Consider the following 21,903-nt stretch of genomic DNA (forward strand, 5'->3'; position numbering starts at 1 on the left):
TGTTTATTACTTTACGATTACCTTTTGGTTGTTGATGATGTAGATTCCTGCGCCTACTTCGTATGAAGAATCGCCTGCAGGGATTTCACCACTGAACTTCACTGTACCCTTCAGGTCGCAGATTACCACCTGTACCGGCGTTTCGGTAGTCAGGATGATGCGTCCTGCTTCTGTACGGATTTGCAGTTCGTCTTCCGCAATCTCGATTTCCTCATTGGCTGTCGGAGTAGAGCGGAGGCTGAAGCGGGCAACGTTTTGGGTTGTTGCTGCGTCTGCAAGTAGGTAGCCGCTGAATGGGGCGATTGTTCCATTTGTAGATGCGCCTGTTCCGGCACCTTCTTCATCTGCTTTAGTAGTTGTTGTAGGAGTAACACGTTCGAAGTTCTTTCCCTCTGCGTCCAGCTTGTAGAATGCTTTTGTTAAAGTAACGTCATTTAATGTACCGTTAGCATACGCTACGAAGCCGCTAACCGGATCCGGATTCAATTCCTGATTGCGTTTCAACATCTGGTTCGGACCAGAGATGAAAGTGACAGTCATATTTGCCGGAGTCTTCATCACATACACCTTGTTGGCTGTCATTTCGCTATTAACCACGTCGCTTGTCGAGCCGTCGCTCTTGATAGTGTGCAGCCAGAACTCGCCGGAAGTGCCCGGGTTGGCGGCTGGGCTGATGGAAACGACTTTTCCGCTATTGTTTGTTGTCGTAATGTCCGTAGCTGTGTAAGGCAGGGCGATTAATGACCACTGTTTTGTAGTGAATGTACGAATGTAGCGAATGCCGTCGGTAGCGGTTGCTTTACCAGCTTCAGTATTAACTTTACCACCTTCGTAGATGGTTAAACGGTGGATTGTGTTTCCTTGCTCATTTTTAGGAACTGTCCATGTTTGAGTTGTAGGAACTACGATATTACAGTCTTTTATATTGTCCCAGTTATTTCCCTGCTCCGTACTACCGATAGTAACAACTTTATAAATCGTTACTGTTGTATTATGGTTTGCCAGGCCTGCAGGGATGGTGTATAGGCTTGTTGCTGGGTTGCCTATCTCAACATCTGTATCGCGCTCCGGAGTTTCTACCCAATTGTTGTCGTAGTCATCATTGCCTCTTGCTATCAAACGATAAACTGTTTTGATACCTTCAGCTGTATGTTGCAAAACAACACCACCGATAGTAACATTCTCATCTACTATAACATCCCCATTACCTGAGATGTTGATAACGCCTGTCAGGGTACTATTAGTCTGCTTGTTGTTATTAGAGATGGTTAGAGTATTATCTTTGTTCGTAACCTTGAAACCACCCTGTGTAAATGTCAGGTCGTGACCGTTCAGGTCAATGGCATAGTCTTTGGTAATTTCGAATGTAGCTTGAGATTGGATGTTTTCCTGAAGTGCAATAACAATCTTATCACCAGTAGCAGTATTTGCCGCGTTTATCGCAGCAGATAGTGTTCTGTAAGGACTTGGGGTACCTGTGTCTACAGTTACTGTTGCTACAATTCCGCCTTTAACTAATTGTGTATAACCATTCGAATGAGCTACGATAGCCAATTCACCACCAGGGACGGTAAGGCCGTTTTCGGCATTCTGACTTTCGCCATAAACCACGAATTCTTGCGGATACATGGATTCAACGAGCCATAGGCAGGCAACGCCTGTTGTTTGACTGTTTTCAGTTAATTGTTGTCCAACAGTGAAACCAACTTTCTGATCGGCAAATTCGTAAGTATATGTATTGCCCTTTTCTAATCCCTTCACCAGTAATCTGCGTACGTTCTTATACGGCTCTTCTCCTAGGGTTGGATTAATCATATCCACATGTACGCCCTCCATGTGTACGTCCTTGCCGATATACACGTTTTGAGAAACGACGATGTCACCGTTGATGGTGGCGTGTTTGTCGCTGCCACTGTCGGTGCCTTTGTTTGTTATCAACATGAAGTTTTGCTCCTCCGTTTTAAACGTTACATTGTGGCAAGTAAGCGTGTTACCGTTCAGGTCGATGGTTACTTGGCTGCCGTTAACCTCACAAGTCGTATTCGATTCGGAATGTGTAGTGAATAGGGCGACTGTGTAGTTTTGATTTTCTTCCATTGCTTCAAATGCTTTTTCCAAAGAAATGAAAGAGCCAATTTTGTTGTTTGCATCTATTTTATCACCTGGATACAAACCGATATTAGCCGGAGCGATATTGTCATCGTTCTCTGCAACTGCGCTGAATATGATTTCCTCAGGAGAAGAAGTCTGATCCGCAGAACTGAATTTCACTTTACCGCCTAGAGTAGCTTTTGGCATCCACAAGTGGATTTCACCGTTTTTGTCGCTGGTTACTTTTCCGGATAGAGGAGTAGTTCCACCTTCTGGTATATATTCATAGTTGTACGGAATATAGTAGTCTTTTACTTTGAATGAAACACGGTATAAATTCTTGGAGTTTGGGAGTGTTCCATCTGTAAAACGGGCATTATTATTCTTTGCAAACTTCGCTCTCACACTACCTCCTTTATAAGTTGCAGTAACGTTTTGAATAGGGTCTTCTGCATTGTCCTGGATATAAGCAAGCAGTGTGCCGCTTTCTACCTCTAATTTACCTGTACCACTACTACTACTTGAGCCTGAAATACTTTTGCTGATACTAAAGAATCTCAACGCATTAGCTGTAGCCGGAGTTTCTTCCGACTGGTTGAATTTAAGCGTGCTACCGTCACCAATTTCAATTGTACCGATGCTGTTGATACCGGAGGTTTTGATGTCGGCTGTCTGGTTGCCTGTTACTACCAGCTTGGTTGAAATTTTATTCTCACCAACCATTCCATCCGTTGTCTGCAAACTTGTGTAGATGTCTTTCAGGAGGACGTGAACGTTGCCGTTAACTGTTAGGATGTTTGCTGTAGTATACTTGTCTTCGGCTACTGTTACGATTTCGGCAGGATCTGTTTCTGTGCCATAACCGGTAACTTCGTAGTCGTCTGCATACGATACTTTATCAGTTCCAACTGTGATGTTGTAACTATTCAAGTCGAACAATGGAATAAGCGAGTAATTTTTTGTTTCATCATCCTTAATTTGCGCAAAGATAGTACCTTGCTCATCTTTAACCGGTCCGATTGCATCGTTGGTTGTAGGTATCCAAATACAGTATTTATTTGTATTATTGTTAGTCGCATTCACTTTTGCACCGTTTATGTCGTAAGTGATGACTTTCGGCATACTTTGTCCCTTTTTTATATTCGTTGATGCTTGTCGAGCCTCAACTTTATAGCCTTCGATATGAGGTTCTATATTTGCTAGCTCTGTATAAACTATACCTTCAATCCGATAGGAGCCGGTGATAGCACCATTATTACCGTGGTCAGTAGCATTTGTATTAACAATTTCATCTTTTATTACGAGTGTACCTAAACCACTGGAGATTAACGGAAGCTTACCCTCTGAGTCTGTGTGTCCGCTGATGCTTAATTGCCATCCATTTAGGTTGAGGGTGAAAGTCTGATTTACAGTGATAGTCCAGTTTCCTTGGTTATCTTTAGGTTCAGCTGATCCTCCATTTACTGCCTTATAATTATCTGTGAAGTAGATGGTTTCACCATCCTTAACATCTTTGAATGCTAAAGATAATGTTTGGTATCTCTTTATTTCGTCATTCCTGTTGATACAAATAACAGGATCTGCGGCATAGAGTTCTTGATAATGATCTGTCTGGGTAGTAATCTCACGTGTAATATTATTACTTTTTATTTGAAACTTTGTTTGTTTCGGCAACCATGCATAAATGAGCATTTCTTCAGTATCTAAAGTCTGAGGATAGTTAACCGGATTTGTGCCGCTCTCGTCATAAATCCGGATATCACTTTTTTCTTCTAAATCAGTATTTCTATAGTTGATTATGCAATAGTAAACATCCGTGTCGTTAAACTTTGCCGCACTTCCAAGAAAACAACTTTCATTCAGAACTTTTTCCCCTAACCTCACATCATTGTTAACCTTGATTTGATAAGGACTAGGGATAGTGATGTTTTTCAACCAGATTGTATGATTATTACCATCTAGTTCGAGTCCTTCCTCTGTGGCAATATACATTATTTTGTGATCATCAACACCCTTTATTATGATATCACTTAATGAAGCCTGTAATTGACCGCTATGGGGATACTGAGATACATTAAGGTTGTAAGTTCCTTGTTGTATATCTTTTATTTGAGCATAATAATTACCACTACTAGTAGCAGCCCCTGCATAAACTTTTGGCATTTGAGTACCATCACTATTCCTTAAAGCAAAAGGCAGTTTCTCATTATCCGTTTCTAATTCCCCATAATAATTCATATTACTACTAGGAACTAATAAAGTAAACTTATCGCTGGTTGCTTTTGTAATGAATTTTTGAGTTCCTATTTCTCCATGAACATAATCGTTATAGAGTTCAGATGGGGTAAATTGGCTAAAATCAACATTGATTTGCATAGGATTATTTGTTCCAAGTTTTGTTCCAATCTGTCTCAATGCCTCATCCCCTGCTGATGCGAAATTCTCGATTTTCCAATTATCAGGGTGTTTAGGATTCTCGGCATTGTTGTAAGAGAAATAAGCTCCATCTTTCAAGGTGACAATTGCATTATTCATGTTAACAGCAGGACTGTGGGGGGGGGCTTCAGTTCCACTCTGTGCAACAACAGCCACAGGACCTGTTATTGTTAAATTACAATTACCTTCAAGTCTGAGACCTTCCTTGTTTGTGACAGTATTCCCAGCTACCAAATAAAGGTAAGAAGGAGTGTTTTTATGATCTTTATCCCAATATGCAATTGTGAGGTTAGATAAATTCTTGGTACCTATGGCAGGCCAAGAGCCTGTCTCTCCTATACCTGTTATGTGAGTTCCATGTAATTTGTTCTCTCCCGCTATATGCAGTGTTACGTTTCCTGTTGTTTCAATCCGTATTTGACCATCAGTAGTTCCTGCTAAATAATAGTCACCGCCTTGCGTGATTTTGACATTTTTTATATTCCCAGACCACGGAGTGTCGGAACTTGTCCCATTTCCCTCAGCCCAAGCCCCTACCGGCATCACGATTGCCATGAGGCAAATCAGCAGCCTCCAGAGCTTTGACGAGTTAGAACTTTTGCGGGAGAAGCGTTGTTTCCCCACATCTTTGATTGTTGTGCCACCGGAAGAGATGTCCGGGGCGAATGCTTTGTAATTCTGTTTCATATTAATACTTGTTTAGTGTTTGTATAAGCTTTCTTTGAGTTTGGTTCCCCTTTTGCCTGTGCTCCTTAGGCAAGGGCGCCTGCGATGCACAGGCAGGAGTGTCTATGGATCGCAGGCACCGGTGTCATGGCATCGCAGGCAGGGAAAGGGGCTATTCTATGACGGGACGGTCGTCGTCATCGTCCTTCTTGGTGCCTACGTACACGGTGCGGCTGATGCTGCGCGGTGTTTTCAGCAGGCGTTTGGTACTGCCCGAATACTGAGTGGTTAGTGTCAGTTCGTATTCACCGTCTTTCAATCCTGTGGGAGCGATGAAAATCACTTCCGAGGGGTTGTTAGTTCCGAACATGTCGGGTTCTACCTTCGTGACAGTCTCGTCGGATAGATTGCGCAGGGTGATACCCACGTTCTCATTGTCTCCATCCACACGGATATACGAGCCGGTGAGGCGGAAGTTGCGCCCCGGGCTGAGGTGGCCGTCGGTCTGTCCGGTGCTGCAATCCTGTGCGCTGGCAAAGTAGACTGAGCTGGGCTTTTCGCCGAGGATTTCCACTTGTGTGTTGCGGATTTCTTCGCGCAAGACGCGATTCTGTGTAAAATCGACATAAATATCGTTGATCAGCGGGTTCCAGCGTCCTTCTTGGATGATTCCGGTAAAACGGGGGACGGCATAGAAGAGTCCGGTGTTGACATTGTTGCCGTTCATCAGGAAATGGGCAACGATACGTTCATAGAGCGTAACTACGTGAACCATAGTTTCTTTGCGTAAGCCGGTGTCTTCGTTGCGCATCTCTTCGTAGATACGTTCGTCGTTTACTGTGCCTGCCGATTTAAGGATGAGGATGCGATCGTCCGGATCTTCCGTTAAGGTATTCGGAGCGAGCCATCCTTGTAATTTGTTCTTCATAATTGGTTGAATTGACATTAAAATGATTGTTTTTTCACAGGAAGAAGAGCAAATTGAAAGTTGAAGAATGACTAATTTAATCGTTCCTTTTTTCTAGTCATGTGATTTATGAGTGTGGCACTGGAACCTAAAACGGTTTTAATCTTGATATTCAGGTGTTTTTCTGAATAAAAAAGGAAGGATGATAAGGACTGAAACAGAAGAAAAAATGACTAGATAAAACGAACGTTTTATCTAGTCATTTAGCAATGTAGCCCCCGAATACTATGCCGGGAGCAAAACATTGCAAATGTACGATTTATTTTGAAAACAAGAACTTTTCGTAATAATTAATTGCTTTTTAGTTAGGGAAAAGACTGATTCGGGGCTACCCGGTTCTCTTTCGCATACTTCGACGGGCTCATGCCGAACTGCTTAATAAAGGCTGACCAAAAATAGGACTGCGAACTGAAACCTACCGTTTCCGATATCTCGTAAATCTTCATATTTCCCTGAAGGAGAAGTTCTGCCGCCTTCTTCAGACGGCTGATCTTGATCAGTTCATTCGGGGTCAGGTCAGAGATGGCACGTATCTTACGGTACAATGTCGGCCGGCTTAAATGCATCAGGTCGGCGATCTTGTTGACATCCAGCTCCGGGTTGCCGATGTTTTCATTGATGATATCGTTCAGCTTTTCAAGGAAATTCTCGTCTGCCTTTGTGTAGGCCATCGACTTCATATTGGCGATCGGGGAATTGAAGTAGAACTTCCGGATGTTATCCCGATTCGATATCAGGTTCGATATCTGAACCATTAGCAGACTGGTGGAGAACGGTTTGTCGATATAGGCATCCGCTCCGAGTTCCAGTCCTTCCAGGCGCGATTGCATGGTGTTTTTGGCTGTTAGCAGGATGACGGGGATATGGCTGAATTCGATATCGCTTTTTACCTGTTGCAATAAGGCAAAACCATCCATGACAGGCATCATAACGTCGCTTATGATCAATTGTATGCTCTGTTTTTTGAGCAACTCCAGTGCTTCCGAGCCATTGGCTGCCAGCAGGACATTATAGTTCTCATTGACTTCGTCGGCGATAAAGGCGCTCATTTCTTTATTATCTTCGACAATGAGGACGGTAGGACGGCCCTCTTCGACGATGTACGACAGCTTGGGTTGGGAGATCTGGGGTTGTGGTTCCTCTTCGGTTGTTTTCACTGCACCGGTCTGTTTGACGGGTAAAGTGATGCGGAACAGGGTCTGCTGGTTGGAAAAGTCGATCAGTGCCAGTGTACCGTGGTGCATTTCCGCCAGCGAACGTGCCAGAGGCAGGCCCAGTCCGGTTCCCGGTTTGTCCTCGTTCCCTTTGATGCGGTAGAACGGTTCGAATATTTTATCCCTCATTTCTGTCGGAACAGGTACTCCGTCGTTGATGAAGTCGATCATGAACGTTTCATAGTCAGCAGACAGATGCAGACGAACCACGATGCTTTTAGCTGCATATTTGACGGCATTCGAGAACAGGTTGCTCATAATCTTGGTGAGTGCTTCGCGGTCGACAAAAACATATAATTCCTGTACGGATAAATCCAGGTTCAGCAACAGGTTATTTTCTGTGGCAATATCCTGGAAACGTTTGGCAGTCTCGGACAGAAGAGAGACTACTTCCGTGCGCACAAAATTAAGGCGGTATCCTTCTATTTCCGTTTTCCGAAAATCCAGTAACTGATTGACAAGGGATAACAGGCGGGAGACATTCTTGTCCATCAGCAGCAGGGAGTTGTTTTCCTTTTCTCCGATCTTCTCCGATTTCAACAAACGTTCCAACGGGTTTTTGATCAGGGTAAGCGGTGTACGTATTTCATGTGCTATATTAATGAAGAAGTCGATCTTTGCCTGATAGAGCTCTTTCTCCTTGTTGTTTTCGAATATTTGCATGTTGTATGCCATTTTCTTTCTCTCTTTTCTTCGCCAGTAAATAATCAGGTAGATAATGATCATCAGGGCGAGGATAGAGTAGATTACATAAGCCGGACGGGATGCCCACCAGGGAGGAAGTACCCGGACGTGCAAGCGTGTGATTTCGTCTCCCCAACTGTTGGAAAGATTGGCGGCTCTTACTTCAAAAGTATATTCTCCGGGGTGCAGGTCGGTGAAGTAGACGATATTACGTTCGCCCAGTGCGATCCAGTCCCTGTCGAGGTTCACCATCCGGTAAGCATACTGGATAGATCCCGGGGCAATGAAGTTGAGAACTGAAAAATTGATGTTGAAAGAAGATTGGTCGTGATTCAACGTGATGCTCCCGACTTCGGAAAGCGAAGAGCTGTTGATGATCTTTCGTCCCCCCATTCCGTTCTGTATTTCCAGCGAACTGATGCGAACGTCCATCTTTTCGGCTGCCGGGCGTATATCCGTCGGCTTGAAATGGATAAATCCCTTTATTGAACCGAAGTAGAGTGTGCCGTCTTCATCCTTAAATGCTGAGTTATAATTGAACTGGCGGGTGACGAGGCCGTGGGCTTCGGTATAGGTCATGATTTCTTCTGTTTGCGTGTCGAGGCAGACCAGCCCGTTTGCCGTACTGATCCACAGACAATTATTGTCATCCGGCAGGATACGGAAAGCCACATTACTCGGCATACCGTTCTTTACGGTGTAATGCAGTGATTCTCCGGTCTGAAAATCATACTTGATGACTCCTTCTACCGTAGCAAACCACATGTTCCCGGCTTTATCTTCGCAGGCATCGTTGACCGAATTATGACGTTGGGTATTGAGCTTGTCGTATTGGAGATACATACCTGTATTACTGGTTGTATTAAAGTAATAGCTACGATTGAACATGCCGAGCCATATTTTTCCTGACCGATCTTCGTACAGGCAGTTTACCGCAAACGGCGGGAACTGAGGTGCATAGACGAAGCGATCGTTCAGATAGTCGTAGCGGAAAATACCGTCTTCCGTTCCTACCAGGACTTCGCCTTCCCGTAAGACTTTGATACATCGTACCGTACTGTTCTTTACCGTTTGTGCGTCTTTCAGCAGGTCATAATGTTTGATGACTTTCCGCGTTCGTATATCCATCAGGTCGATACCATGTATCACATGGCCTATCCACAGGTTATCACCCGAAGCCGCCAGTCCGCGTATATTGGTATGTGAAAGGCTTTTTACACCGGGGACCGGCTGGTAGTTGGTGAACGAACCTGTTTTTTTTTCCAGGCAATTGACTCCCGCATCTTCCGTACCTACCCATATATTCCCGTAAATGTCCGTACAGATATCGCGTATTACTTCTCCTTTCAGCGAATGTGTCTCGTTCCAGGGGTAATAGACGTTGAACGGGCGGAAAGGAGAGTAGTAGTTGACCCCGTTTTGATGGAAACAGATCCAGACTCCCTCTTCGCGGTCTTCAAACAAGGCGGAGACGAAATGGCTGGATAATGCATACGGGTCCAACGGGTCCTGGCGGATACGCTTGCAGGTTTCTGTATCCAGGTCGTAGATGAAGAGGCCGGAGTCAGTTCCGATCCAAAGTTCTTTCTTGTCTTTTTCGAGGAAACAGTTGATCAGGATCGTCAGCTGGTTTTTCTCCTGGATATTCAGATCCTCGTATGTTTTCGAAAGTACGTTGAATATTTTGACATCGTCGTGTTCAAACGCGACGTAGATATTCGGGGAGGAAGGTGAAGGATATAACATAGATAATTTTCGCGAAGTGGTTTCCGGCGAATGGGCAAACAGGTTATACGATTCGAGATTGCCATCCTCCGGGTTCAACTGGGAAATAAAACCTTCCGAATCGCCCAGCCAGACCGAATTATCCGCCATGATACAGAAGGAGGTATACGTCTGTCCGTTGTTGCCGGCGAAGATGCGGAACTGTCCGTCGGAAACATTGTACTGTATCAATGTCCCGTCCATGAGTAGCCAAAGCTGGTTGCTCTTGTCAAACTGGAAAAGTTCGATCCCTTTGTTTTTGGTGAAAGGGACGTGCAAGAACGATTCTTTAGTCTCGTTGTATTGATACAATCCGGAAAGTGTACCTACCCATAGATTCCCGTCATGGTCGCATCCGAGATGGGTGATCCAGTTATTGCCCAGCGATTCCGTGTCGTCAGGGTCGTTACGAAATACTTTGAAGGTATATCCGTCGAACCGGTTCAGACCGTCGCGCGTACCGATCCATATATAGCCGCTTTTATCCTGTACACAACAGGTCACCATGTTATCGCTTAACCCGTTCTCCACCTGGTAATGGCGGAAAAGATAGTTGCTTTCTTCAGCAAAAAGGCAGAGAGAACAGAACAGGAAAAGTATAGATAAGATCAACTTCAGATGTCTCATAAATAAGTTTGTTGTTTGACACTGCAAGATATATAAAATTGTATTACCAGTTTTCATTTATTGTATCACGGATTTCAAAAATCGTATCATAACGGGTGAGAATACCACAGAATGAGATAAATACGGGAATTAATGCAACTGGAATGAACAGATATATTTTTCATAAGGAAGTACTTTTGATCAACGATTTGGAAATACTATAAGAAACCTTTTTGATCACTATCATGAATACACAACAAGTTAATACCGGAATGGGAACAAAGATTCAGCTCTGTCTGATGATGTTTTTACAGTATATGTTAAGTGCGGTTTGGTGGGTGCCGTTGGCGGCCTATCTTTCACATACGCTGAAGCTGGAGGTGTATCAGGTTTCCTTAGTATTAAGTGCAATGGCTATCGGAGCAATGGCCTCTTCGTTTATCGGAGCGATTGCCGACCGGTACTTTGCCGCAGAGAAGATTTTGGCAGTTTTGAATATATTAACGGGAGTTTTCTTGCTGCTGGCTGCCCAGCAGCAAGATTTTCCTCCTCTTATGTTCTTTGTCGTAATGGCGATGCTTTGTCACATGCCGACACAGAGTCTGACAAGTACGATCGCGATGAGCCATGCTCCGTCCGAGCAGTTTCCGCGTATACGTATGTTCGGTTCGGTCGGTTGGGTTGCTTCGGGGATATTCAGTCTGGTGGCTATCCATTTATTAGGAATGGAAGCGTTCGACGATACGAATCTGCCGATGTATTGTGGAGCCGGTGTCTGTTTCATAGCCGCTTTTGCTAATCTGACACTTCCGCATACTCCTCCCTCGGTAGCAAAGAGTTCAAAGATATCGGTGATGGATATTACAGGTTTCAGCGCTTTCTCGCTGATGAAAGATAAGAACTACCGGGTGTTTATGATACTGACTTTCCTGTCGATTATACCGTTTACACTTTATCATGTATATGGTTCTATGATTCTGGCAGACGAGCAGGTACGAAATATTACGGTGACGATGAACTTCGGACAGTTGGCAGAAATGTTTTTCCTGGTTATCACTACGACGATCCTTGTGAAGTCGGGAATTAAGAATACATTGATCTTTGGTATGATAGCTATGCTGGTCCGTTACGGAGCCTTCTTTTTCGGTGCGGAAACCGGACAACAGTGGTTCTATTATATCGGAATTATCGTACACGGGCTGATTTTCGGATTGTTCTATGTCGGTGGACAGGTTTATACGGACAATGTGGCCCCGAAGGATATGAAAGCACAAGCTCAGGGGCTTCTTTTCTTCCTGGTATGGGGTGTAGGCTTCCTGATCGGTACATTGTGGAATGGATGGTTGATAGGATTTTTCCGGGATGGTGACAAGTGCGACTGGCCGGTACTGTTTATAATATCTTCTATTTGTACAGCAGTATTACTGTTTTTGTTCATATTCCTGTTCAAACCGGTAAGCCTTAAAACAGCAGATAAATAATACGCATTTAATTCTCAAGACTATATATATTTTTTACGCCAAACATGAAAAAAGGGGACACGAGGGTGTCCCTTTTTTATTTCAATAAGCCACTATCCGCCGATAAGCTATTTCCACATCCTTTGTTTATCCGGTTTTCCCCTTTGCCGAATGCATTTGTCTATTCAATTGTCTATCGGTGTTTTAAAGGTTTTTACTCCTATTTACATACTTTTACTTATCAAAACTTAAGCACTTCGTTCAGAACCTGAAGTAGCCAGTCACGATAACCGGATACGATAACCGGGTACGGTAGCCGTATAAAAAAACTTATCTGTTAAGATGCGATTATGAATATATCAGTTAAACTTAATAATGTGAATGCTTATGAACACTTTCAAACCAATTTTTGCAGCTTTGGTATTATTCCTTTTTCAGGCAATCTTCCTGGCTTGCGGCGACGACAAAGAAGATATTATTATTCCCCCGGAGAATAGCATACCCGGACAGGAATTTGGAATACGCCAGTTAACTGTGAAACTTCCCCGCTTGGGACGACTCGAAATACTATTCTCTAAAATTAACTGCCGTATTCATATAAAAGGAGTAGACGACCGGATTACTTATCCAGTCAACACATTCCTTTCAGCTACGGCTGACTCGTTGATTATCGAAGCGGAAGATCCGATACTGAGTGAACTACCCCACCAGATGTACCATCTGAACTATATCACTTTCCCGAAGAAAGACCTGGCCGTGAAAGCAGCAGAGGTAACTGCGGAGGCAGGCATACAGGATACCGTTTACCTGGGTGCCCGCCTGTCGGTCGAAGACCCGGACAATATCGTTTTCCGTTCGAGTTTCAACCTGGAGGCCGACCGTATAGGGGTGGGGAGTGCGGCAGACCCTATTGCCATTGCCTGCGGAAAAGACTTTTATGATATTATCTGTAGCGAGTTGAGTGTCGGCAATGATTTAGCAGACAAATGTTTCGAACTCACAGCGAATATCAATTTCCAACTGCCTGAGATAACTACCGATAAGGGGTGGCAACCTGCCGGTAGACATAATATCAACGGAAGTTCTACCTCCTTTAACGGCATGATAGACGGTAACGGCAATGCGATCGACTTGCTCTCCAGCAGTTCTACGGAAGATTATGCAGGGCTCTTCTATACATTAGGATCGCGAGCCTATGTGCATGATATCGAGTTTACCTCTGTTGCTTTAAATGGAAAAGACTATATAGGAGCGGTTGCTTGTCATTCGGAAGAAGGGGCACGGCTTGAAAACATAAGTTTGACCGGCTTTATAGATGGAGTTTCCAATATTGGCGGACTGGTAGGTTCGGGCGATGTCACGGTTACAAACTGTGTTTCCAGTCTTGCTGTAAAGGTAAAATCCGATAAATCAGCATCCAATATAGGCGGGTTGATTGGCTATACCACCTCTTCCGAGATTAAGAACTGTATCCTTACCGGACTGGTTACAGCCCCTAAGGGCAAGAATGTAGGAGGCATTACCGGAACCGGAGGTTCGTTTACCAATTGCTACGTAGGTGGTTCTATTGAAGGTTATGACTATACAGGAGGGATCAGCGGAATGGCAGGGGGCACCTTTACCGGTTGCCGGGTCGGAGCAACGATGAGTTACAATTCGTATGCTTTCCCCTGGGAAGTCTTTCTTTCTCAACCGTTGATAACTCCTTTTTCAATCAGTATTATAGGTCATAATTATGTGGGTGGTTTTGCCGGTGGCGGCTCCCTAACTCTGGAAGGAGAGAATATATTCATGCGTGAGTCGGGGACAACCGCTACCCTAACCGGATACGACTATGTCGGCGGACTGGTTGGACACAGCAAATCTCTGGAAGCTCGCGCTTCGGCCTCTTATATCTCTTACGCTCATATCAAAGCCCATGACTATAGTGGTGGGGTAGCCGGTCGTCTGGAAAATATGAATACCGATGCCATTTTCACCAATCGTGGATCCATTAATGCGACAGGCTACCACTGTGGCGGAATTGTGGGTTGGGGAACGGCTCTTGCATGTAAAGGTACCTGGACTAATGAAGCTACTATCGTAGGCGTGAGAGCGGTGGGAGGTATTATCGGTGATGTGGATAAAATGGATAGCCAATGCGAAATACATATGATCAATGACGGATCGGTGACAAGTACGAATTATTATCTCGGAGGTCTGGTCGGATACAGCAACAGTCAGCTTAACTTTGGTGAGAACAGCCGTGTCAGCCATGAAGGAGGTTCTATGAAAATCACAGGTGAATATTATGTAGGCGGTGTAATCGGAAGCCTTGAAATGGAGGTCGGTTCCAAGTCATACATCATAAACAAACAACCTGCCGTTCATGCAAATATATATGCTCGTTCGTATGTCGGTGGTATAAGTGGTTATATGCGGTTGCGAAATGCAACTGGAGTAACCGGAGTGATCAACGGCACTAATACGTGTAAGATTGTGATTACTTCTTCAAGTACAAGCGGTACTTGCGTAGGCGGAGCGATCGGTTTTATGCGTGCGGAAACCAATACAGATAACGTCGGGCAGATCAAACTCAGCGGGATTACCCAGTTGACCGGCAGTATTACTGCAGCCGGTGGAGCTGTCGGCGGCATTGTTGGACGGTTGGAAAACAATAAAAACAAGAGTGTCCTGATTGAGGATTGTAAGAACTTTGTCAACCTAACCTCTACGGCAACCAGCAATGTAGACGGTTTCGGTGGTATCAGCGGATTACGTGAAGAACTGGGATATGAGATCCGGATTTCTCGTTGTGCCAATTATGCCGATATATCCGGAAGGAATGTTTCTGCTGCAGGAGGAATCTTTGGTCAACAGGAAGAGAACGTCTATATCGATCAATGCTTCAATGTCGGTAAGGTCGATGCAAACAGTGCAGTGGGCGGTATCCTCGGCCGTGCCTTTGATGGAACGACTGTGGAAAACTGCTTCAATATGGGAGAAGTGCCCTGGGTATCGGGCAAGACGCTTTTGGCCGGTATCGTCGGACAGAAAGAAAACAAAAGTAAGAAAGACCTTCGGATCAAGAACTGCTATAACGTAGGCACCACTGGCTGGGGTATTATCGGTGGAGAAGATGCTAAAAACGTGGATTGCCAGAACTGCTATTACCTCGATACCGCCTCCAACGGCGATATGAAAAAGAGCGGATCTGTATCGAAAAACGCCACTCAGATGCGTCAGAAAGGCACTTATTCCGGCTATTCTACCGATATCTGGTCGTTCGGTACTGACGGGCAAGGCGCTCCTACGTTGAAGAATAATAAGATAGCTTCCGGTTATCCCAATCCATTATCCCAATAAATACATTTTATACATAGATATTATGAGAATACAGAAAAATCATACCTTTTGTTTCAGCCGCTTTCTCCTGTTCCTGCTGGCAACCTCTTTCCTGGTGCTGACAAGCTGTAAGGATGACGAAAATCAAACGCCTGTGCCCGGAGGGGAAGACTACGGGCAGGAGCGGCGTATTGAACTGGTTGCCGACCTCAGCAATCAGATTCCTACGGGTGAGATAAGTTTCCGCCTTATCTACAACCGGAATACCCCGCTGGCTGTTAAGGCCATCCATTCGATCGAGAACGGCAAGTCGGTCTTCTATCTCGACTCGCAGCTCCGTGTTGGCCGCTATATTCTGGCTTCCATCATCCATAAGACGAGCGAAGAAGTCTTCAGCGAAGCCAATGTAGGCTGTGCGCTCGACATATCCACCCGCGCCAATGCCGTCTCACCTTCCACTTTCGATAAGCTGGCAGGCTATTTCGGTACCGGAACGGCTGACGACCCTTACCGCATCGCCTCATCGACAGGCTTCGACGTCATGCGCAAGCTAATCGAAGACGGCAATAACTCGTTCGAAGGCAAATACTTCCTGCAAACAGCCGATATCAATATGGTCGGCTCCTACAATAAAGGTTTCCGCCCCATCGCCCACCAACAGGCTTTCCCATTCAAAGGCTGTTATGACGGGGGAGGACATACTATTTCCTATTGTGCCATTCGTACCCTCGACTCGAAGGAACAGAAGGTCGGGAGCGAGGTACATGCTTCGGGGTTGTTCGGCTATGCCTGCGGTGCTACTTTCCGCAATGTCACGATGGTAGACCCTGTCTCGATCGGTGCCAACTCGACAGGCAGCCTGGTCGGTGCCGTATTGGGAACATCGGGAGAAGTGGAAACTCCGACTTACCTGGATAATTGCCGCGTACGGAAAACTTCTTCTTCTGCCAGCGAAATATACGGGATCAGTTTCGTCGGTGGCCTGGTCGGTGGTGTGGATGCGCAGGCTGTATTGGTCATGCACCGCTGTGTGAATGAAAACCTGCCGGTAGGCAACCGCTCCGACGGTTCGTTTGTCGGTGGCCTGGTGGGCGGAGGAACCATCAATGCCACCGCCATTATGGACAGTTGCGTAAACCAGTCGCCGGTCGTTGCAGCCGGTAGCCGTTGTACAGGCGGACTGATCGGCGGTATCGAAACCGCCAACATCACCAACTGCCTGAATAAAGGTAACGTCAGCGCCATCCATCGGTCGGCTCTCGGAACCGGAGGCATTGCCGGCGGTCTGGGTACATCCACTCTTGCTGTCGTGCAGAACGAAGGCCGCATAAATGGTTACGAAGGAACAGGCGGTATCGTAGGCAGCACCGTAATCAGTAAAAGTGACGGCAGCTACAACGACCTTATCATCACCTCCGCCCACAATTACGGAGCCATTCTCGGAACCGGCAACTCCGGCGGCATCGCCGGCGAAGCCCAAGCGATGATGACCGATTGCTATAACGAAGGCGCCGTCGAGGCAACAGGCGATTTTGCCGGTGGCCTGGGCGGATATATGCCTACGGTCGTTATCAACAACAGTTACAACAATGGCGCGGTTGATGCCAACAAATTTGCCGGAGGATTACTGGCCCGTTCCGCCTATTACATTGTAACCAATAGCTCGAACCTCGGTCCCGTAACCGCTTTCCAAGGAATGGCGGCAGGTATCCTGACGCTGGGCGGTACGACCGGCATGATCAACTTCTGTACCAATTATGCCTCCGTGAAAGGTGCCGGGTACGTGGCAGGGATCATTGCCCATTCCGGCGAAACCAAATCGTTTACCAAACGCGACTTTGCTTCCATCGTTGTTTCCACCGGAAAGGGGACTTTCAAGCTGGTGAAGGCTCTGCGAACCCCGCCTAAGAATGTATCCAGTCTGAAAGCCCTCTTCAAAGGCGGCAAAAAGGTCGTGAAGATCGCTTCTAATACCCTGGATCTGATCAGCGCCATCGCCACCCCGCCCCTGATGCAGGACATCAGTATGTGGGACGATCTGTATAACCGGAAACTCGATGTGCGTAACGAAGAAATGATAGCTGGCATGCACGCCAAAGTCGCCGCTGCCCTGCCCACTACCAGAGGACCTTTGGCAGGTTCGGAGGTACTCCCCGGACTGGTCTACGAAAACTCGAAAGCCTTCTCCCGGAGCCTGGAAGGCGAGGGCGACGACCTGTATGGCGATGCCGTGCACAGTCGCCTGTCGGATATCAGCGAACAGGTTGCCAAAATGGAACAGAATCGTGAAATCGCGATTGCTGCCGTCAACTGCGTCCTGGCGGTGGCAGGCGCAATCTTTACAGGCGGGGCGGCTACGGCAGCCATCGTCGTCTGTTCAACAGCCGTCACGACCGTCGGTATCCTGACCGACCGCATGGATAATTGTATCGAAATATCTCAATGCTGTAACTTCGGAGACATCAACGCCGGAGAAAACGGTTACGGTATCATAGCCTTCCAGGGCGACCACCTCCGGCTTCACAACTGCTTCTCAGCCGGTGCAGCCTCCGGTTATGGTGTGGCGGACACGGCTCTCGACGGCTTGGACGATGTTAAACCGCGTCGTATCATTTCGATCGGGACTATGAATCAAGATCCTTTCAAGAGCGGTGCTGCCGTAGCAAACCAGGGGCTTTTCTTCCTGGTAGACAACAAAGGTTCCCACGGATCGCGGATCGGATACTGTTTCGCCGACGACCTGGCGCGTAAGTCGACTTACACGGATACCGAAAGTCCTTTTGATTTCGATAATACCAGGGCATGGAGTTTCCAAAGCCCCATCGTGCCGCTGCCGTACAATAATTTGTATTACAGTTTCCGGTAAAAAACTTCGTAGGGCTACAAAACCGTCACTGCAACCGTGGCAAATCCTTTGTAGCCCTACACTATTCAGTTCGTCTTCAGATACCTGCGGGGCAACTATATCATCCGTAGTGTGTTTCTTAACATATCCCTTTCCGTGACATACTGTCACTCAAATCACTACCTTTGGGACAATGGCTGTATGAAACGCTTACAGTCTGACAAAACAATTAAATCTGAAATAGTATGAGACCGGAAGATTACATCACCCGTGAGGGGAAGTTTGGTGCACACAACTATCATCCCCTGCCTGTCGTTCTCAAGAAAGGAGCAGGCGTATTTGTGTGGGACGTGGAAGGCAAACGTTATTTTGATTTCCTGTCCGGTTATTCCGCCCTGAGCCAGGGGCATTGCCATCCTAAAATCATCCAGGCACTGACCGACCAGGCACAGAAGCTGACACTGGTATCGCGCGCTTTCCATTCGGACGTATTGGGCGAGTATATGGAGTTCGCCTGCAAGTTCTTCGGCTACGATAAATTGCTGCCTATGAACACCGGTGCCGAAGCGGTAGAGACAGCCTTGAAACTGGCGCGTCGCTGGGGGTATCGTATCAAAGGCATTGCACCGGAAAAGGCGAAGATCATCGTATGCAGCGAGAACTTCCACGGACGTACCATCACGATCATCTCCATGAGCACCGATCCAAGTTCGTATGCCGACTTCGGGCCTTATACACCCGGTTTTATCAAAGTACAATATAATAATGTAGGAGCGTTGGAAGAAGCCTTGAAAGACCCCGACGTGGTCGGCTTCCTGTTGGAGCCTATTCAGGGGGAAGCAGGCGTGGTTGTTCCCGACGAAGGGTATCTCCGCACTTGCTATGACTTATGCCATGCCCATCATGTGCTGTTCATTGCCGACGAGATACAGACCGGCATCGGGCGTACCGGTAAACTGCTTGCCTGCGATTATGAGAATATTCATCCCGATATACTGATCCTGGGAAAAGCCCTCTCCGGTGGTGTCACTCCTGTTTCCGCCGTATTGGCGAGCGACGAGATCATGTTGACAATCGCTCCGGGCGAACACGGTTCCACGTATGGAGGAAACCCGTTGGCTGCCGCTGTCGGAATAGCCGCCCTTGAAGTGGTGCGCGACGAACATCTCTCGGAGAATGCTTACGAGATGGGTGAATTGTTCCGCAGCGAAATGCAGAAGATCGATAATCCGATGATTAAGCAGGTACGCGGAAAAGGCTTATTGAATGCCGTCGTTACCGAGCCTCGCGGAGGAAAGGTGGCGTGGGATATCTGTCTGGTATTGAAAGAAAACGGTTTGATAGCTAAACCGACACACGATCACATCATTCGTTTCACACCGCCGCTGGTCATTACCCGCGAACAGATGATGGAAGCGATCTGTATAATAAAGGAAACTTTTGAACAATTTTAAACCGCGTGTATGAAAATAAACGTAATAGGAGTTCCTTTGAATCTGGGTTGCGACCGTGAAGGCGTGGAGCGTGCCCCGAATCATCTGCGCGAACGGGGATTGATGAAGGTGATCCGGAAGAACGGCCATCGTGCCTTCGACCTGGGGAATCTGTATGTCCCTCCCGTTTCGGAAACGGATAAATTTGCCCGTGGCAAGAGCATGAAGTATCTGGACGCTATCGTCGAGGTGAATAATAATCTGGCGGAGCTGGTGTATGACACCTTGCGCGGCGGGGCATTCCCGCTTGTTATCGGCGGCGATCATTCTCTCGGGCTGGGAAGTGCTTCCGGTGTAGGGAAATGTTTCGACGATTTCGGGATCATCTGGCTGGATGCGCATGGCGATCTCAACACGAATGAAACCTCTCCCAGCGGCAATATCCACGGAATGCCCTTGAGTGCCCTGATGGGGATGGGAAGCGAAGAACTTGTCAATATCTATGCCCCCGGCAATAAGGTGAATCCGCAGAATGTATTCCTCGTTGGAACCCGCAGCCTGGATGAAGGCGAGCAGGCTCTCATCGAACGGGAACGTCTGAGCGTTTACACCATGGATACGATCCATCTGAAGGGAATCGATTTTGTAGCCGAAGATATTAAACGGAAGCTGAAGGAAAGGAAAATACGTAATGTCCATTTCAGTATCGATGTGGACAGTATCGATCCGCGGTTTGCTCCGGGAACAGGAACACGGGTCAGCGAAGGGCTTATACCCGATGAATTTAAGGATTTTGTCAATCATATCCTTTTAACAAATCTTGTAAAGTCGTTGGATTTGGTGGAACTCAATCCCGATTTGGATACGAACGACCTGACAACCAATCTCTGCCTCGATATTATCGATTATATAACAGCAAGAATTTAATAAAGTATTGATAGCAAATTTGTGCCTGGAACGTATATTGCGTTTCAGGCTTTTTTATGCAGTGTGGGTGTTGAATTATAATGAATTGATAAGAAATGAAAAGTGACTAATTTAATCGTTCGTTTTTTCTAGTCACAAAGAACGTTATTGTTTTTCACATATCAAAACATTTACAGAATTATTATGAAATAATATAATATTAGCTATCAATTGAATATTAATCAATGTGTGAAATACGTTGTGTTAAATTATATAAAATAGATTAACAGTGGAGTGACTAGAAAAAACGAACAATTAAACTAGTCATTCCTATTAATTATTGAAAATTATAAAATAAGACGAATGAAACGAAAACTCGGAAATAGATTCTTACAGAGATGGCACATAATACCGGTATTTATGCCATATTTTCCAAATTTTAGCCTCGAATACACATGTTCGGTATCGAATTTTCCAAAATTTGGCATCGAAAAGGTGTTTTTCAGACCGGATTTTCGAAAATCCGGTGCAAATACATGTATTCGATACCAAATTCTTAAGAATCCGGCATGAATACATCTGCATGGCGCAATCTCCGTGCAGAGCTGTTTCCGAGTTGAAAACGCATTCATGATAAAATAAATAATTCATTAGTATAAATCTTAAACTTACGAACTATTATGGCAGAGATACAATATCTACCAAAGTCGCATTTGACGAATGGTCAATTGACGACTGTCGCCAGAACTGTTCTTTTGAAATTGTCTGAATATAATATCGCAGAAGTCGATTTCAAAAAACAAAAAGACGATCTCGAACATAGTACGGAAGACTTCGAAAATAGTCAAACAAAGATTACGGAAGAAGTCTATACGAAAGAGAAAATCGTAATTAAAAATTCACTTAATTATTTACGTACGGGTTTCTTTTCGCTATTGAAGGGTGACTGTACCAGCGAAAACCCCGAACGTAGAAAGGCTGCCTTGGGCTCCATGCCTCTTGCAAGGGAATATGCGAATATATCCCGTTATATATTCGATGATCTGCTCACCTATACTACCCGGTTGATTAATTCTGCTAATGAATCTCCTTATAAGGAGTATATTACCACATTAGGGTATACCGGTCGCATAACAGAATTGCAGACCAAGGTAAATGAAGGTATCATGCTTAAAAACAAACGTTTCGACGCATCCGGAATGCGCGTTCGTGTCCGTAAAACTTCGGTAACGCGTCAGGAAGTGATCGAAGTTTACGACCGTTTGGTGAAGCGTCTGAACGCGGTTGCCAACTATAAAGGGGATAGTGATTATGTCGAACTTTTCTCCTGGTGGAACGCGATGATTAATGAATACCGTCGTGAAATCTCCAACCGCCTGGGCAAGGGCAAAGGAGGTTCGGCAGACAATCCCGAAAACAGCCAGCCGAATCCCGACAGCGGCAATTCGGGCAGCGGCAGTGGTGGCGACGATCGTCCGGTTATCGAATAATTAAAATCAGAGAATGT

The 21,903-nt window shown here is 45.9% G+C and carries 9 protein-coding genes; 6 read left to right on the forward strand and 3 right to left on the reverse strand.

All coding sequences use genetic code 11. From position 1 onward, the window contains the following. Positions 1 to 6: 6 nt before the first annotated feature. From P3L47_RS08140 to P3L47_RS08150, 3 genes are all read right to left on the reverse strand, one after another. On the reverse strand, positions 7 to 5,214 hold the full coding sequence (locus P3L47_RS08140; RefSeq protein WP_277783284.1) for a hypothetical protein: 5,208 nt from the start codon (positions 5,212 to 5,214) through the stop codon (positions 7 to 9). Positions 5,215 to 5,365: 151 nt separating this feature from the next. Further along, complete coding sequence (locus P3L47_RS08145; RefSeq protein WP_277783682.1) at positions 5,366 to 6,121, reverse strand: DNA-binding domain-containing protein; 756 nt, start codon at positions 6,119 to 6,121, stop codon at positions 5,366 to 5,368. 344 nt (positions 6,122 to 6,465) lie between these two features. Then, on the reverse strand, positions 6,466 to 10,449 hold the full coding sequence (locus P3L47_RS08150) for a hybrid sensor histidine kinase/response regulator transcription factor (protein WP_277783285.1): 3,984 nt from the start codon (positions 10,447 to 10,449) through the stop codon (positions 6,466 to 6,468). A gap of 224 nt (positions 10,450 to 10,673) precedes the next feature. Between P3L47_RS08150 and P3L47_RS08155 the strand changes: the two genes are divergently transcribed. The 6 genes from P3L47_RS08155 to P3L47_RS08180 all read left to right on the forward strand — a co-directional run bounded on the left by P3L47_RS08155 (position 10,674) and on the right by P3L47_RS08180 (position 21,886). Next, positions 10,674 to 11,909, forward strand: a complete 1,236-nt coding sequence (locus P3L47_RS08155; protein WP_277783286.1) for an MFS transporter — start codon at positions 10,674 to 10,676, stop codon at positions 11,907 to 11,909. 366 nt (positions 11,910 to 12,275) lie between these two features. Continuing rightward, a complete protein-coding gene (locus P3L47_RS08160) occupies positions 12,276 to 15,233 on the forward strand; it encodes a M26 family metallopeptidase (protein WP_277783287.1) in 2,958 nt (985 codons plus the stop codon). A gap of 22 nt (positions 15,234 to 15,255) precedes the next feature. Continuing rightward, entirely contained in the window at positions 15,256 to 18,078 is a 2,823-nt protein-coding gene (locus P3L47_RS08165) for a hypothetical protein (RefSeq protein WP_277783288.1), read from the forward strand. Positions 18,079 to 18,302: 224 nt separating this feature from the next. Further along, the gene (gene rocD / locus P3L47_RS08170; protein WP_277783289.1) at positions 18,303 to 19,511 is read left to right on the forward strand and encodes an ornithine--oxo-acid transaminase; all 1,209 of its coding nucleotides are present in this window, start codon (positions 18,303 to 18,305) and stop codon (positions 19,509 to 19,511) included. Between the two features lie 9 nt (positions 19,512 to 19,520). Beyond that, on the forward strand, positions 19,521 to 20,417 hold the full coding sequence (rocF, locus tag P3L47_RS08175) for an arginase (protein ID WP_075555711.1): 897 nt from the start codon (positions 19,521 to 19,523) through the stop codon (positions 20,415 to 20,417). 659 nt (positions 20,418 to 21,076) lie between these two features. Then, on the forward strand, positions 21,077 to 21,886 hold the full coding sequence (locus P3L47_RS08180) for a DUF6261 family protein (protein WP_277783290.1): 810 nt from the start codon (positions 21,077 to 21,079) through the stop codon (positions 21,884 to 21,886). Positions 21,887 to 21,903 lie beyond the last annotated feature (17 nt).

Source organism: Parabacteroides chongii, assembly GCF_029581355.1.
GTDB classification, from domain to species: domain Bacteria; phylum Bacteroidota; class Bacteroidia; order Bacteroidales; family Tannerellaceae; genus Parabacteroides; species Parabacteroides chongii.

Bases quoted from the DNA above. Each gene is read 5' to 3' on its own strand.
- P3L47_RS08140 (WP_277783284.1), bottom strand. From the start codon at position 5,214: ATGAAACAGAATTACAAAGCATTCGCCCCGGACATCTCTTCCGGTGGC.
- P3L47_RS08145 (WP_277783682.1), bottom strand. From the start codon at position 6,121: ATGAAGAACAAATTACAAGGATGGCTCGCTCCGAATACCTTAACGGAA.
- P3L47_RS08150 (WP_277783285.1), bottom strand. From the start codon at position 10,449: ATGAGACATCTGAAGTTGATCTTATCTATACTTTTCCTGTTCTGTTCT.
- P3L47_RS08155 (WP_277783286.1), top strand. From the start codon at position 10,674: ATGAATACACAACAAGTTAATACCGGAATGGGAACAAAGATTCAGCTC.
- P3L47_RS08160 (WP_277783287.1), top strand. From the start codon at position 12,276: ATGAACACTTTCAAACCAATTTTTGCAGCTTTGGTATTATTCCTTTTT.
- P3L47_RS08165 (WP_277783288.1), top strand. From the start codon at position 15,256: ATGAGAATACAGAAAAATCATACCTTTTGTTTCAGCCGCTTTCTCCTG.
- rocD (WP_277783289.1), top strand. From the start codon at position 18,303: ATGAGACCGGAAGATTACATCACCCGTGAGGGGAAGTTTGGTGCACAC.
- rocF (WP_075555711.1), top strand. From the start codon at position 19,521: ATGAAAATAAACGTAATAGGAGTTCCTTTGAATCTGGGTTGCGACCGT.
- P3L47_RS08180 (WP_277783290.1), top strand. From the start codon at position 21,077: ATGGCAGAGATACAATATCTACCAAAGTCGCATTTGACGAATGGTCAA.